Annotated in this window: 1 protein-coding gene; it reads left to right on the top strand. The window is 60.7% G+C overall.

Features of this window, described 5'->3' with window-relative positions; translation table 11 throughout:
* The first annotated feature begins 34 nt into the window (after positions 1-34).
* Positions 35-17,830, top strand: a complete 17,796-nt coding sequence (locus tag SCU88_RS20905) for an Ig-like domain-containing protein (protein WP_431810054.1) — start codon at positions 35-37, stop codon at positions 17,828-17,830.
* Positions 17,831-17,962: the final 132 nt, after the last annotated feature.

Raw genomic sequence — 17,962 nt, 5'->3', positions numbered from 1 at the left:
TATCCAGGACGGATATACGCAAGGAGATAAGACAGTGAGTAAGATCGTTGATGTCATTATTCGTAAGAGTGCGGAAAAAACGGTTTTAAACGCCGAAGGTAATCTGTCGGTTTCTATTTCTGCACCGAGCGTTATTCAAATCCACGCCTCTCCCACAGAGGTTGTTCGTTATGAACGTGTGGGGAACGATCTGCTGATTTATATGCAGGATGGCAGCGTGATTCGCTGTAACGGCTATTTTATCGGTGACCTGGAATCGGAGGATCGGCAATCGGTGCTGGTCTTTGCCGATGATCAGGGTCTGACTCATATCTCCTTTGCCGATATCGGCCAGGGCCAGGGGCTGACTCCGTTCACCCTGACGCCTCAGGCTACTGCTATCGACAGCATCGAACCCTTCCTGGAAAGCAGCTTGTTTGAAGGCGATACGCCCTGGGGATGGATCGCCGGAGCGGCGCTGGGCGGAGGAGCCATAGGCGCGCTGCTTGCTCACGACGGCGACGACCATACCCGCACCGAGGTTATCGATAACACCAAAGAGGTGGAAAGCATCACGCCGACCTTTACGGTTTCCGATAAGCAGGGCGATCGTCAGGGGCTGCTGGCCGCTAAGGCGATAACCGACGATGCCACTCCGACCTTTAGCGGTACCGGACAGCCGGGAGCCACCATCCAGATCAAGGATGCCAGCGGTAGCACCATCGCCAGCGCCATGGTCGGGAAAGACGGCACCTGGAGCGTCCTGTTGCCGACCCAGAGCGATGGTACCCACACCTGGTCAGTGGTGCAGATAGACGGCAACGATAGCACCAAAGCAGGGGATATCACCCTGACCGTCTCCACTAAAGAGGCGGCAATCACCCTTAACGCCACGGCAACAGATAACGTGGTAAACGGCGCCGAGCAGGCGGCGGGCTTTACCCTGTCCGGTAGCAGCAGCCAGTTCGCCAGCGGCAGCGTACTGACGGTGACCCTGAACGGTAAAAGCTACAGCGCCACCGTGGGGGATAACGGCGCCTGGAACGTTAAGGTACCGGCAGCGGACGCTCAGGCACTGGGCGACGGGAACTGGACGGTCAGCGTGACCGGTAAGGACATCACCGGTAATACCATCAGCGGCTCTCAGGCACTGAGCGTGGATACCCGGGCGCCGACCCTGACGCTCGATCCCGTGACCGCAGACAGTGTGATCAATGCCCAGGAGAAGGGCGAGTCGCTGATTCTGACCGGCCGCAGCGATGCTGAGCCGGGGCAGACCGTAACAGTCAGTCTGAACGGCAAAAGTTGGAGTGCGACTGTCGGTAGCGACGGGCGCTGGAGTGTTACCCTGGATGCCGCCAGCGTTGCGATCCTGGCCGAGGGTAAGCACAGCATTAGCGCCAGCGTCAGCGATAAAGCCGGCAACCAGACCAGTACTCAGGGCAGCTTTACCGTGGATACGTCCACGCCAGTAGTGATCCTGGACGCTATCGGCGGCGATAACGTGCTGAACGGCAGCGAATTGTCGACCACCCAGACGATCTCCGGCCGCGTTACCGGCGCGTCTGCCGGTGATACGGTGGTGGTGAAGCTCGGCGAACACAGCCTCAACACCATCGTACAGGCCGACGGAAGCTGGAGCGTGGCGGTCCCTCCCAGCCTGCTGAATGATTTTACCCGGCTTCATCAGATGCCGGTTTCGGTTTCCGTAACTAACGCGGCAGGCAATAGCGGCAGCGCCAGCAGCACGGTAACCCTGAGCAGCGACGGACCCACCTTCACGGTAGATCCCATCAGTCAGGACAGCGTGCTGAATGCGCAGGAAGCGCAGCAGCCTCTGAGCCTGAGCGGCACCAGTAACCTGACGGACGGCAGCACCGTTATCGTTACGTTCAATAATCAGAGTTACCAGACCACCGTCAACGGCGGTCAGTGGCAGCTTCAGGTGCCGGTTGAAGATGTGCTGAAACTGGCGAACACCCTGTATACCGTAACGGTCAGCGGCGCGGATGAAGCCGGGAACCCGGGCTCGGCTAGCGCCTCTGTACTGGTGGATACGGTACTGCCGACGGTGATTATCAACACCTTTGCGGGCGATAACCAACTGAATGCCAGCGAACTGGCGCAGGTGCAGACCTTAAGCGGCCGGGTGACCGGCGCGGTAGCTGGCGATATTGTCACTATCAGGATTGGCAACCTTAGCTATGAGGTGAAGGTAGAGGACAATCTGACCTGGAGCCTGGATCTGCCCGGCAGTGCGCTGTCGTCACTGGGCGACGGCGCATTAACCGTTGAGGCATCAGTGACCAACGGCCATCACAATACCGGTAACGGGACGCTGAATATCAGTATTACTGCCCAACTGCCGGGGATCCGTATCAACACCGTCTCCGGCGATGATGTAGTGAACGCCATTGAACGGCAGCAGGATCTGACCATTACCGGCACCAGCGAACATCTGGCGGAAGGAACTACGGTTACCGTTATCGCTAACGGCAAGAGCTATATCACCGCCGTTGATGCCAGCGGCAACTGGCGAATTGGGGTATCTGCCCGTGAGCTGGCGGACTGGCCCGCTGGCGATGTGGTTATTCGCGCCAGCGCGCAGGACGTAGCCAGTAACCCGGCTGGGTTTGAGCAGACGGTCACTGTCGATCTTAACGAGGTGGCTATTACTATTGATACGGTCAGCCTGGATGACGTGATTAACGCCGCGGAAAAAGGGACGATACTGGCTCTGAGTGGTATGACCCAGGGCGTGGAGCCAGGGCAGAGCGTGGTGGTGAGCTTTGCGGGTCAGCGCTGGAGCGCCAAAGTTCAGGATGACGGTAGCTGGCATCTGGAAGTACCGGCTACCGCAATGGATGGTCTGATGGACGGGCGCGCGGAAATTAGCGTGAGCGTCACCAACGTTCACGGCAACAGCGCTCAGGCTGGTCATCAGGTGATTATCGACAGCGCAGCGCCAACGCTTACCATCAACGCGCTGGCGGTGGACGATGTCCTGAATGCGCTAGAGCAGGGCCAGCCTCTGACCATTAGCGGTAACAGCACGGCGGAAACCGGGCAGACGGTGACCGTCATGCTGAACGACAAGTCTTATACCGCCACCGTAAGCGCCGATGGTCGCTGGAGCCTGAAGGTTGAGGCGACCGATCTGGCAGACCTTTCCGACGGTAACTTCACGGTTAATGCCAGGGTGGCGGATAAAGCCGGTAACCCGGTATCGGCCGATCGCGAGTTGACCGTGGATACCGCCATACCGACCATCACCATCAATACCGTAGCGGGCGACGACATCATTAATAGTACCGAGCACGGGCAGAACCTGATCGTCAGCGGTAACAGCAGCGGCCTGAAAGCGGGCTCCAGCGTGACGTTGGTGATCAACGATAAGAGCTACAGCGCGATTGTGATGGACGATGGCAACTGGCAGGCAGGGATACCGGCCGTTGACGTTTCCCAGTGGCCTCAGGGAGGGCTGACCGTCAGCGCCAGTGGCGCCAGTAGCGCCGGAAACCCGGCCAGCGCTCAACGCCCCGTCACGGTGGAAGTGGCGGAAGTCAGCATCGCCATCAATACCCTGGCGACGGATGACGTGATTAATGCCGCGGAGAAGGGACTGAACCTGACGCTTTCCGGCACTACCGGTAACGTTGAAGTCGGGCAGACCGTCACTCTGGCCTTTGGCGGCCGTACTTATACCACTCAGGTACAGGAGGGCGGCGTCTGGAGTCTGGAGGTATCGGCGGCAGATCTCAGAACCCTGGCGGATGGTGATGCCAGCGTGCAGGCCAGCGTCAGCAACAAAGCGGGCAATGCGGCTTCCGACAGCCACGACTACCGGGTAGATACCCAGGCGCCGGGGCTGACCATCGATACCCTGGCGGGTGACAATATTCTTAACGCCGCAGAAAAAGGCCTGCCTCTGACCGTCAGCGGCACCAGTACGGCGGAAGCCGGGCAGACGGTGACCGTCACCCTGAATGGTAAACCCTATACCGCCATTGTTCAGGCGGATGGTAAATGGAGCCTGGAGGTTCCGGACACCGATCTGGCGGCGCTGAAAGATGGCAACGTCACCATAAGCGCGACGGTAAGCGATAAAGCGGGTAACGAATCCACCACTGCGGGATCGATGCTGGTGGACGCCACCCGTCCGGAGATCGCGATCAATGATTTCGCCATCGATAATGTCATTAACCAGAGCGAACAGGCTCAGACCCAGGTGGTCAGCGGTCGCGTTAGCGGCGCGGCGGCGGGCGATAAAGTCACCGTCACGCTGGGCGAAAATAGCTGGACCACGGTACTGGATGCCAGCGGCAACTGGAGCCTGGGGCTCCCGGCGTCGACGATCGAGTCTCTGGAAGACGGCAGCTATACCCTTTCCGTGTCGGTCACCGATGCGGCAGGCAATACTGGCACCCAGGAGCGCGACTTCACGGTCAACACTCAGCTTCCGATCATCGCTATCGATACTATCGCGGGCGATGACGTGATTAACGCCCTGGAAAAAGGCGGCGAGCTGGCGGTCACCGGCACCAGCAACCAGCCGTCCGGCACTACCATCACCCTGATGCTTAACGGCGTTAGATATACTGCCACCACCGGCGATAACGGGGTCTGGAGCGTTACGCTGCCCGCATCGGCACTGGGAGCGCTGGGCGAAGCGAACTACACCCTGACCGCCAGCGTCACCGACGTTTACGGCAACAGCAACAGCGCCGATCGCGCGGTACAGGTGGACAGCGCCCGGCCGCAGGTGACTATCGACTCTGTCACCGCCGACAACATCATTAACGCCGCCGAACTGGCGGCAGGCCAGATGCTGACCGGTAAGGTCAGCGGCGCGGTCTCTGGCGATACCGTCACCGTGATGATGGGCGGCAAGAGCTACGAGGTGAAAGTACAGGACGACCTGAGCTGGAAGCTGGAACTGAGCCCGGAAATACTGAAAGCGCTGGGTGACGGTGAGCTGACCATCAGCGCCAGCGTCACCAACGGCCACGGCAACAGCGGCGGCGCGGAGCGGGATATCGCCATCGATGCCAACATTCCGGGGCTGCGTATCAACACCGTCTCCGGCGACGATATCGTTAACAGTATCGAGCACAACCAGGCGCTGGTGATTAGCGGCAGCAGTGAAGGACTGAACTCTGGCGCTACCGTTACTCTGACCATTAACGGCAAGACCTATACGGCCACTGTCAAAGCTGATGGCAGCTGGCAGACCGGGGTGGAGGCCGCAGATGTGGCCCAGTGGCCGGAAGGCAAACTGGTGATTGATGCCAGCGCGCAAAGCAGCGCCGGTAACCCGGTGGAGATCGGCCACCAGGTGACGGTGGATCTGGATGTCGTGGCAATCACCATCGACAGTGTTACTGCGGATGATGTGCTGAACGCCGCCGAGCGCGGCGAAGCCCTGACGCTCTCCGGCACCACCAGCAATGTGGAAGCGGGTCGTACCGTCACCATCACCTTTGGCGGCAAGACGTACACCGCCAAAGTGGCGGACGGCGGCGGCTGGAGCCTGGAAGTGGCAGCGGCGGAGCTGGCGAAGCTGCCGGAAGGCACCGCCAGCGTGCAGGTGAGCGTCACCAATAACGCAGGTAACGGTGCTTTGGCAGGCCACGAATATCGGGTGGATACTCAGGCGCCGGGCATCACCATCGAGACCCTGGCGGGGGATAACATCCTGAACGCCGCCGAACAGGGGCAGCCCCTGACCGTGAGCGGGACAACCACGGCGGAAGCCGGGCAGACGGTGACCGTCACCCTGAACGGCAAGCCGTACACCACAACAGTCAATGCCGACGGTAAATGGACGCTGGATATCCCGGCGGCTGACCTGGCGAATCTGAATGACGGCAACATCACCCTGAACGCCTGCGTCACCGATAAAGCCGGTAACCCGGCATCGGCGGCCAGCGAACTGCTGGTCGATGGCAGCGTTCCCACTGTGACCATCCATAACATCACCGCGGATAACGTGGTTAACCAGGCAGAGCACGGCCAGGCGCTGGTGATTACCGGCAGCAGCACCAACGCTCAGGCTGGCGATCGCATCACCATTACCCTGAACGGCAAAACCTATATCACAACCCTGGATGCCGACGGCAGCTGGAGCCTGGGGATTCCGGCGGCGGATGTCGGTCTGCTGACGGGGCAGGACTACACCCTGACGGCGAGTCTGACCGATAAAGCCGGTAACCAGGGAGCGGGGAGCCATGACTTTAAGGTGGAGCTCTCCGCTCCCTCGATTGCTATCGACACTATCGCGGGCGATGACGTGATTAACGCCCTGGAAAAAGGCGGCGAACTGGCGGTTACCGGCACCAGCAACCAGCCGTCCGGCACCACCATCACCCTGGTGCTTAACGGCGTTAGCTATACAGCAACCACCGGCGATAACGGGGTCTGGAGCGTTACGCTGCCCGCATCGGCACTGGGAGCGCTGGGCGAAGCGAACTACACCCTGACCGCCAGCGTCACCGACGTTTACGGCAACAGCAACAGCGCCGATCGCGCGGTACAGGTGGACAGCGCCCGGCCGCAGGTGACTATCGACTCTGTCACCGCCGACAACATCATTAACGCCGCCGAACTGGCGGCAGGCCAGATGCTGACCGGTAAGGTCAGCGGCGCGGTCTCTGGCGATACCGTCACCATCATGATGGGCGGCAAGAGCTACGAGGTGAAAGTACAGGACGACCTGAGCTGGAAGCTGGAACTGACCACAGAAATGCTGAAAGCGCTGGGTGACGGTGAGCTGACCATCAGCGCCAGCGTCACCAACGGCCACGGCAACAGCGGCGGCGCGGAGCGGGATATCGCCATCGATGCCAACATTCCGGGGCTGCGTATCAACACCGTCTCCGGCGACGATATCGTTAACAGTATCGAGCACAACCAGGCGCTGGTGATTAGCGGCAGCAGTGAAGGACTGAACTCTGGCGCTACCGTTACTCTGACCATTCATGGCAAGACCTATACGGCCACCGTCAAAGCTGATGGCAGCTGGCAGACCGGGGTGGAGGCCGCAGATGTGGCCCAGTGGCCGGAAGGCAAACTGGTGATTGATGCCAGCGCGCAAAGCAGCGCCGGTAACCCGGTGGAGATCGGCCATCAGGTGACGGTGGATCTGGATGTCGTGGCAATCACCATCAACAGCGTCACTGCGGATGACGTGCTGAATGCCGTGGAGCGCGGCGAAATTCTGACGCTTTCCGGCACCACCAGCAATGTGGAAGCGGGTCGTACCGTCACCATCACCTTTGGCGGCAAGACGTACACCGCCAAAGTGGAGGACGGTGGCGGCTGGAGCCTGGAAGTGGCAGCGGCGGAGCTGGCGAAGCTGCCGGAAGGTACCGCCAGCGTACAGGTGAGCGTCACCAATAACGCGGGTAACGGTGCTTCGGCAGGCCACGAATATCGGGTGGATACTCAGGCGCCGGGCATCACCATCGAGACCCTGGCGGGTGATAACATCCTGAACGCCGCCGAAAAAGGCCAGCCCCTGACCGTGAGCGGGACAACCACGGCGGAAGCCGGGCAGACGGTGACCGTCACCCTGAACGGCAAGCCGTACACCACAACAGTCAATGCCGGCGGTAAATGGACGCTGGATATCCCGGCGACAGATTTGGCGAACCTGAACGACGGCCAGGTAATGGTCAGCGCCAGCGTCTCTGACAAGGCGGGTAACCCGGTTCAGACCCAGAGTGAGTTGCATGTCGATGCCACCGTACCGGTTATCACCATCAGCAGCATTACGGCGGATGATGTGATTAACCAGACCGAACACGGTCAGGCGCTGATTATCAGCGGCGGCGTTAAAGGGGCGGCCACCGGCGATGTGGTCACTGTGACTATCGGCAGCAATAGCTGGGTTACCACCGTGGATGCGGCGGGTAAGTGGAGCGTGGGGATCCCGGATACGGCGGTGTCTGCGCTTGAGGATAATGGTTACCGCGTGATCGTTTCCGTGACCGATGCGGCAGGCAACAGCAGTAGCGAATCCCGCGATTTCACCGTAGATACCGCGGTACCGACGCTTTCGATCGGCACCATCACGGGTGACAATATTCTGAATGAGGTGGAAAAAGGGCAGCCGCTGACCATTAGCGGCGGCTCTGACGGACTGGCCGCCAATACCACCGTCACGGTAACGCTCAACGGTAAAAACTATACCGGCACCACCGATAGCAGCGGCAACTGGAGCGTGACGGTGCCCGCTGGCGATTTGACGGCGCTGGGCGAAGCCTTCTACCAGGTGAGCGTCTCCGCCACCGATAGCATCGGCAACACGGGTAACGCCAGTCATACCCTGGGGGTGGATTCCCAGTTGCCTGGCGTGGTTTTCGATACGGTCGCCGGGGATGATGTGATTAACGCTGCCGAACTGGCGGCGGGCCAGTCCCTGACCGGCAAGGTCAGCGGCGCAGCCCCCGGCGATACCGTCACCGTGATGATGGGCGGCAAGAGCTACGAGGTGAAAGTTCAGGACGACCTGAGCTGGAAGCTGGAACTGACCACAGAAATGCTGAAAGCGCTGGGTGACGGTGACCTGACCATCAACGCCAGCGTCACCAATGCCAGCAATAATACCGGTAGCACCAGCCACGAAATTACCATCGATGCCAACATTCCGGGGCTGCGTATCAACGCCGTTTCCGGCGACGATATCGTTAACAGTATCGAGCACAACCAGGCGCTGGTGATTAGCGGAACCAGCGAAGGGCTGAGCGCCGGTGCCAGCGTGACCCTGACCATTCACGGCAAGACCTATACGGCTACCGTCAAAGCTGATGGCAGCTGGCAGACCGGGGTGGAGGCCGCAGATGTGGCCCAGTGGTCGGAAGGCAAACTGGTGATTGATGCCAGCGCGCAAAGCAGCGCCGGTAACCCGGTGGAAATCGGCCACCAGGTGACGGTGGATCTGGATGTCGTGGCAATCACCATCAACAGCGTCACTGCGGATGATGTGCTGAACGCCGCCGAGCGCGGCGAAGCCCTGACGCTCTCCGGCACCACCAGCAATGTGGAAGCGGGTCGTACCGTCACCATCACCTTTGGCGGCAAGACGTACACCGCCAAAGTGGAGGACGGCGGCGGCTGGAGCCTGGAAGTGGTAGCGGCGGAGCTGGCGAAGCTGCCGGAAGGCACCGCCAGCGTGCAGGTCAGCGTCACCAATCAGGCAGGCAACGGCGCCCAGGCAGGCCACGAATATCGGGTCGATACCCAGGCCCCGGGCATCACCATTAACGCCCTGGCGGGCGACGATGTGCTGAATGCCGCCGAACAGGGCCAGCCCCTGACTGTGAGCGGGACAACCACGGCGGAAGCAGGCCAGACGGTGACCATCAGCCTGAATGGCGAAACCTACAGCGCTACGGTCCGGGCGGACGGTAGCTGGAGCCTGGATATTCCGGCGGCTGACCTGGCGAATCTGAATGACGGCAACATCACCCTGAACGCCAGCGTCACCGATAAAGCCGGTAACCCGGTCACCGCAGATCGCGCCATGACCGTGGACGCCACCATTCCGGTGGTGACCATCAATACGGTGGCGGGCGATGACGTGATTAACCGGACTGAACACGGTCAGGCGCAGATTATCAGCGGCAGCGTCACCGGTGCGAATACTGGCGACAAAGTGACCGTAACCCTGGGCGACCACAGCTGGACCACGGTGGTGGATGCGGCGGGCAACTGGAGCCTGGGCGTACCGGCGGATGTGGTCAGCGCCTTGCAGGACGGAAAGGTCAGCATCGACGTGACGGTAACCGACGCCGCAGGCAATAGCGGCAGCGCCAGTCATAACGTAACGGTGGACACCGGTCTGCCCTCGCTGAGCTTCGATACCCTGGCGGGCGACGGCATTCTGAACGCCACCGAGAAGGGCCAGCCGCTGGTACTGAGCGGCGCCAGCGCTCACCTGGCGGCAGGTACGGTGGTGACGGTCATGCTGAATGGTAAGGGCTACAGCGCTACCGTGGATGACAGCGGAAACTGGCGCACGGAAGTGCCGGTGGCTGACCTGGCCGGTCTGGGCGAGGCGGGCTACACCCTGACCGCCACGGCCACCAACGGCGTGGGCAACAGCGTGAATGCCAGCGGCAGCCTGACGGTGGATACTGCCAGACCGCAGGTGACCATCGATTCACTGACGGCCGACAACATCATTAACGCCGCCGAACTGGCGGCGGGTCAGACCCTGACCGGTAAGGTCAGCGGCGCGGCCTCCGGCGATACCGTCACCGTGATGATAGGCGGCAAGAGCTACGAGGTGAAGGTTCAGGACGACCTGAGCTGGAAGCTGGAACTGACCACAGAAATGCTGAAAGCGCTGGGTGACGGTGAGCTGACCATCAGCGCCAGCGTCACCAACGGCCACGGCAACAGCGGCGGCGCGGAGCGGGATATCGCCATCGATGCCAACATTCCGGGGCTGCGTATCAACACCGTCTCCGGCGACGATATCGTTAACAGTATCGAGCACAACCAGGCGCTGGTGATTAGCGGCAGCAGTGAAGGACTGAACTCTGGCGCTACCGTTACTCTGACCATTAACGGCAAGACCTATACGGCTACCGTCAGGGCCGATGGCAGCTGGCAGACCGGGGTGGAGGCCGCAGATGTGGCCCAGTGGCCGGAAGGCAAACTGGTGATTGATGCCAGCGCGCAAAGCAGCGCCGGTAACCCGGTGGAGATCGGCCACCAGGTGACGGTGGATCTGGATGTCGTGGCAATCACCATCGACAGCGTCACTGCGGATGACGTGCTGAACGCCGCCGAGCGCGGCGAAGCCCTGACGCTCTCCGGCACCACCAGCAATGTGGAAGCGGGTCGTACCGTCACCATCACCTTTGGCGGCAAGACGTACACCGCCAAAGTGGCGGACGGCGGCGGCTGGAGCCTGGAAGTGGCAGCGGCGGAGCTGGCGAAGCTGCCGGAAGGTACCGCCAGCGTACAGGTGAGCGTCACCAATAACGCGGGTAACGGTGCTTCGGCAGGCCACGAATATCGGGTGGATACTCAGGCGCCGGGCATCACCATCGAGACCCTGGCGGGTGATAACATCCTGAACGCCGCCGAAAAAGGCCAGCCCCTGACCGTGAGCGGGACAACCACGGCGGAAGCCGGGCAGACGGTGACCGTCACCCTGAACGGCAAGCCGTACACCACAACAGTCAATGCCGACGGTAAATGGATGCTGGATATCCCGGCGGCAGATCTGGCGGCGCTGAAAGACGGCAACATCACCCTGAACGCCAGCGTCACCGATAAAGCCGGTAACCCGGCCACCGCAGATCGCGCCATGACCGTGGACGCCACCATTCCGGTGGTGACCATCAATACGGTGGCGGGCGATGACGTGATTAACCGGACTGAACACGGTCAGGCGCAGATTATCAGCGGCAGCGTTACCGGTGCGAACACCGGCGACAAAGTGACCGTAACCCTGGGCGACCACAGCTGGACCACGGTGGTGGATGCGGCGGGCAACTGGAGCCTGGGCGTACCGGCGGATGTGGTCAGCGCATTGCAGGACGGAAAGGTCAGCATCGACGTGACGGTAACCGACGCCGCAGGCAATAGCGGCAGCGCCAGTCATAACGTAACGGTGGACACCGGTCTGCCCTCGCTGAGCTTCGATACCCTGGCGGGCGACGGCATTCTGAATGCCGCCGAGAAGGGCCAGCCGCTGGTACTGAGCGGCGCCAGCGCTCACCTGGCGGCAGGTACGGTGGTGACGGTCATGCTGAATGGTAAGGGCTACAGCGCTACCGTGGATGACAGCGGAAACTGGTGCACGGAAGTGCCGGTGGCTGACCTGGCCGGTCTGGGCGAGGCGGGCTACACCCTGACCGCCACGGCCACCAACGGCGTGGGCAACAGCGTGAATGCCAGCGGCAGCCTGACGGTGGATACTGCCAGACCGCAGGTGACCATCGATTCACTGACGGCCGACAACATCATTAACGCCGCCGAACTGGCGGCGGGTCAGACCCTGACCGGTAAGGTCAGCGGCGCGGCCTCCGGCGATACCGTCACCATCATGATGGGCGGCAAGAGCTACGAGGTGAAGGTTCAGGACGACCTGAGCTGGAAGCTGGAACTGACCACAGAAATGCTGAAAGCGCTGGGTGACGGTGAGCTGACTATCAGCGCCAGCGTCACCAACGGCCACGGCAACAGCGGCGGCGCGGAGCGGGATATCGCCATCGATGCCAACATTCCGGGGCTGCGTATCAACACCGTCTCCGGCGACGATATCGTTAACAGTATCGAGCACAACCAGGCGCTGGTGATTAGCGGAACCAGCGAAGGGTTGAGCGCCGGTGCCAGCGTGACCCTGACCATTAACGGCAAGACCTATACGGCCACCGTCAAAGCTGATGGCAGCTGGCAGACCGGGGTGGAGGCCGCAGATGTGGCCCAGTGGCCGGAAGGCAAACTGGTGATTGATGCCAGCGCGCAAAGCAGCGCCGGTAACCCGGTGGAAATCAGCCACCAGGTGACGGTGGATCTGGATGTCGTGGCAATCACCATCGACAGCGTCACTGCGGATGACGTGCTGAATGCCGTGGAGCGCGGCGAAGCCCTGACGCTCTCCGGCACCACCAGCAATGTGGAAGCGGATCGTACCGTCACCATCACCTTTGGCGGCAAGACGTACACCGCCAAAGTGGCGGATGGCGGCGCCTGGAGTCTGGAGATTGCGGCGGCGGATTTGGCGAAGCTGCCGGAAGGCACCGCCAGCGTGCAGGTCAGCGTCACCAATAACGCGGGTAACGGTGCTTCGGCAGGCCACGAATATCGGGTGGATACCCAGTTGCCGGGCCTGACCATCGATACCATTGCCGGGGATAACCTGATTAACGCCTCCGAGGCGGGCGCGGGGGTGACCGTGAAGGGCACCAGCGATGCCGAAGCCGGTCAGACGGTAACCCTAACCCTGGGCGGTAAGCAGTACCAGGCCAGGGTACAGGCCGATGGTAGCTGGAGTCTGGAGCTGCCTGGCAGTGACCTGACGCTGCTGGCCGATGCCAGCTATCCGATACAGGCAAGCGTCAGCGACAAGGCCGGTAACACCACCAACGCCAGTACCCAGGTGATTCTGGATACTCAGGCGCCGACCCTGACCTTTAATAAGGTGGCGGGGGATGATGTGATCAACCGGGTCGAGCACGACCAGGCGCAGATTATCAGCGGTAGCGTCACCGGCGCGAATACCGGCGATAAGGTAACGCTCACCCTGGGCGATCACAGCTGGACCACCACGGTGGATGCCGCCGGTCACTGGAGCGTCGGCGTACCGGCAGGGGTTATCGCCGCCCTTGAGGACGGTACCCTGACCCTGAACGCTACCGTGGTAAACAGCGCGGGCAACAGTGCGAGCCAGAGCCATGATCTGGTGGTCAGCACGACCGAAATTAGCCTGAGCGTGAATACTGTCGCGGGTGATGATGTGATTAACGCTACGGAAGCGGGCGGCGAACTGACCATCAGCGGCGGTAGCCACGGGCTGAAGAGCGGCGCGGCGATTAGCGTCAATCTGAACGGTAAGGATTACAGCGTTACCGTTGGCGATAGCGGCGCGTGGAGCCTGACCATTCCGGCAGAGGATGTGGCCGCGCTGGCAGACGGCGGCAGCTACAGCGTGATCGTTTCGGCCCAGGATACGGTGGGTAACAGCGCTTCGGCCAGTCATGCCATCACCGTAGATACCAGTGCGCCGGTGATCACCCTGGCGGCTATCTCGACCGACAATATGCTCAACGCGCTGGAACAGCAGCAGCCGCTGACTATTCGCGGCACCAGCAGTGCTGAGCCGGGCCAGACCGTCACCGTTACCCTGGGCGAGGCGAGCTATACCACCACCGTTCTGATAGACGGTAGCTGGACGCTGAATGTGCCGGTAGAGGACCTGGCGTTACTTGCCGAAGGGGCGCTGAACGTTACCGCAAGCGTGAGCGATAAGGCCGGTAACAGCACCAGCCAGAGCGCCACGCTAACGGTGGATACCCTGGCGCCGACCCTGACCTTTAACGCGGTGGCCAGCGACAACGTGATTAATATTGCTGAACAGCAGGCCGGACAGAGCATCAGCGGCACTACCACAGCGGAAGTCGGCCAGGTGGTGACGGTGAGCTTTAATAACCGCACCTATACCGCGACTGTGGGCGAAGGCGGCATCTGGTCGGTCACGGTTCCGGCAACCGACTTTAATGGTATGGCCGACGGTAATCACGGCTTTAGCGCCACGGTAACGGATAAGGCGGGCAACAGCGTGACCCAGTCCGGCTCCCTGAGTCTGGATCTGACCGCGCCGACCATCACCTTTAGCCCGGTGGCGACCGATGACGTGGTTAACGCCGCCGAGCAACTGACCGGACAGACCGTGAGCGGCACCACCACGGCAGAAGCCGGGCAGACCATCACCGTGACCTTTAACGGAAACGACTATACCGCCACGGTGGGTGAAGGCGGTAACTGGTCCATTACGCTGTCGGCAGAGGATTTCAACGGCCTGCAGGATGGTCGCTATACCCTGAGCGCGAAGGTGACGGATAAAGCCGGTAACGGCGGTTCCGGAAGCCACGAGTTTGCCCTGAGCGGTGAAGTGCCTTCTATTACCATCGATACCATCGCCCAGGATGACATTATCAATGCCGCCGAACTGGCGGACGATGTTTACACTTACCAGATGCGGGTGGTGGACCAGGCCGGCAACGTGAGCGCGACCACCAGCCAGCAGGTCACCGTGGATACCACGCCGCCGGACAACCTGGCGACCATCGTGGAATACAGCGACGATGTCGGGGCTTCTCGCGGCCGCTTCGGCGCGGGCACCACCACCGACGAGCGTACGCCGGTGCTGCATGGCACCCTGGGCGAAGCGCTGGGCTACGGCGAAATCGTGCGTATCTACACCGCCGATGGCGTGCTGCTGGGCGAAGCGGCGGTGAACGGTACCGAGTGGAGCTTTGCGCTGACTGAACCCGCCAGCGATGGCGATACCCCGGCTTACCAGGCAGTGGTGGTGGATGCCGCAGGCAACGAAGGCAGCCGCTCCCCGGAATTCAGCTTCACGGTGGATCTGCCGCTGATCGTCAACGCTCAGGATACCCTGGACACCACGCCGATCGTCTCTGGCACCATCGACTTCCGGATGCTGGATGGCGAATACATGGAGGTCACGATTAATAACGTGACCTACAGCTCACGCACCGGCGCGGTGGTGATCGATCCCAATAACAGCACCTGGTATGTGCAGATCCCGGATAGCGACGCGCTGGACATCAAAAGCTATGAAGTACAGGCAACGCTCTATGCTGCGGATGGCACCAGGGTTACCGCAGATGATAGCACCAGCGAACTGATGGTGTCCCCGACCCCGGAGATCACCTTTACCGCGACGGCTGCCTCTTCTGACGATACCGGTACCGCGCTGACCATCGGCGAAGACGGTACCTGGCGGATCCTCAGTAACTCGACAATCTTTACCCAGAACGGCACCAACTCTTCGACTTTGGGCTCTTTTAGTTCGGTGTCGGTTAAAGGGACGGATACCCAGCAACAGTCGTCATTTATCGACTTCGATCGCGATGGTTTGATGGATCTGATGGGGGCGGATACCAGCTATATTAACGGTCAGCAGTCCTTTAAATATAACGAGGACGGTACCTGGACCGCCTTCCAGGTAGGGGCGAATGGCGCCGCCGGTCAAGCCAATGACATCAATGGTAATACCTGGGTGTGGTATGGCGGCTTTATGGGGATCGATATCGATGGCGACGGCTATGTCGATCTGGTTTACGGCGATGAAACGCCCAACGATGCCAATGGGGCCGGTGGCTATGATTCACAGATAGTGATGAATACCGATGGCACCATTACCGGTTTCGATAAGACCGGCGCCTATGTGGAAACGGCTACCAGTCAGGATGGCGTGGCGGCCACCAATACCGGTAACGCGACCCCGGACCGCGAAGTCTCTGGCGTGGACCTGAATAACGACGGCTATGTCGATATTGTCTACCACGGTACAGTGGGTACTAACAGAACGTCGGGAGGCGGTTCCAGTGCCTCTTTGAATCGTCTGGTGGTGGTCAGCAACGGTGAGGACAGCAATGGCAACTACACGCTGACCAATACCCAGATCGTCACTAACGTATTCTGGGGTGATTCTGGCGTAGATAACTACTACACCACCATGACCTGGGCCGATCTGAACGGTGATGGCTATATGGATCTGTTCCTGGGTGGCATGACAAACCAGGGGGGAACCTATAGTCCTGCCAGTACCGTTTTGTATAACGACGGAAGCGGGAACTTAACTGCGGCCACAAACGGTGCGGGGACTGCTTCTAACCTCCAGAGCCTGGGCGACAACGTTAACAGTATGACCTCGCTGGCGGTGGACTGGAACGGCGACGGCAGGATGGATCTGATCGAAATTGCCGGTGCTGCAGGGAATACCGCGACCAACAACGCGGCTAACGTTGGTCTGCTGTGGCTGAATAACGGGGTGAACAGCGCCACCGGGCAGGTGAACTGGTCATCCAGCACTCTCATTACCAATGCCAACAACGGTACCCGAAACTTCGCCACTGGCGCCCTGGCGCTGGACCTGGACTACGATGGCGATCGCGATCTGGTGATGTTCCGCGCCGCTGGCGGCGCCACGGAGTATGTCGAGAACACCAGCGTTATCAACGACGGCACCAGCATTATCCTGCGTATCACCGATGTTAACGGTATAAACAGCTTTTACGGCAACACGGTGCTGCTGGTGGATGAGGCGACCGGCAAGGTGGTCGGCTCCCAGGTGATCAACCCGCAGGGCGGCGTCAACATGAACGACTCTTCGGCGCTGGTCTACTTCTACGGACTGGATGCCGATAAGTCCTACAGCGCGGTGCTGCTGGCGAACGGCAATGATTACGGCGGTATCGCTTCGGTGACCCTGGACTCTTCCGGTGTGACCAACGATATCGAAAACGTCAATGCCAGTTGGGGGGGGCTGAAGGCGGTCGAGAAGAACCACGCCTATGCGTTGACGGCGGAAGATGGCGCGGCGGCATCCGACAGTGCCCAGGCAGCCACCGACGGTACCAACAGTGTGGGCATTCTGGGCACCGGTTATAACGACACGCTGTATGCCACCGCGGGTACTCACGTCTACAACGGCGGTGGCGGTAGCAAGGTGGTGTCTGACACCAACGTCTGGAGCGCCGATGGCGGTATGGACATCGTCGACTACAAGCTGGCGGGGGATTCGGCGCTGACCGTCGACCTGAGCAGCAATGCACAGCAGGATACCGGTTTTGGCAAGGCGACCTTTGTCAATATTGAAGGCATCGCCGGTGGCGGCGGTAACGACACCTTTACCGGCAGCAGCGGTGATAACACCTTCGAAGGTCGCGGTGGTAACGACACCTTTAATATCGGTAACGGCGGCCAGGACACGCTGCTCTACAAACTGCTGAACGCGAACGATGCCACCGGCGGTAACGGCAGCGACGTGGTGAACGGCTTTACCGTGGGGACCTGGGAAGGTACGGCGGATACCGATCGCATCGACCTGCGGGAGCTGCTGGCTGACAGCGACTATAGCGGCAGCGGTTCTGCGACTTACGTCAATGGCGTTGCCACCCTGGATGCCAGCGCGGGCAACATCAGCGACTATATCCAGGTGGTGCAGAACGGCAGTAACACCGAAATTCGGATCGATCGCGACGGAACGGGCAGCCACTTTGACTCCAGTGCCGTGATTACCCTGAACGGCGTACAGACCGATCTGGCTACGCTTTTGGCTAACCACCAGTTGCAGTTGGTGTAACACAGAGGGAAGGCCCGCCTTCGGCGGGTCTTTTATAAGATTTACCTTAAGCCTGATAACTACAGACTGATTTTGGTATTGATCTGTCATCATCCGGCGCCTCTTTCGGGAAGGCGCCATTGCCGCAGAATC

The sequence above is a fragment of the Jejuibacter sp. L23 genome, assembly GCF_050815825.1.
In the GTDB taxonomy this organism is placed as follows: Bacteria; Pseudomonadota; Gammaproteobacteria; order Enterobacterales; family Enterobacteriaceae; genus Jejubacter; species Jejubacter calystegiae.
This window is presented reverse-complemented; position numbering and strand designations above follow the sequence as displayed.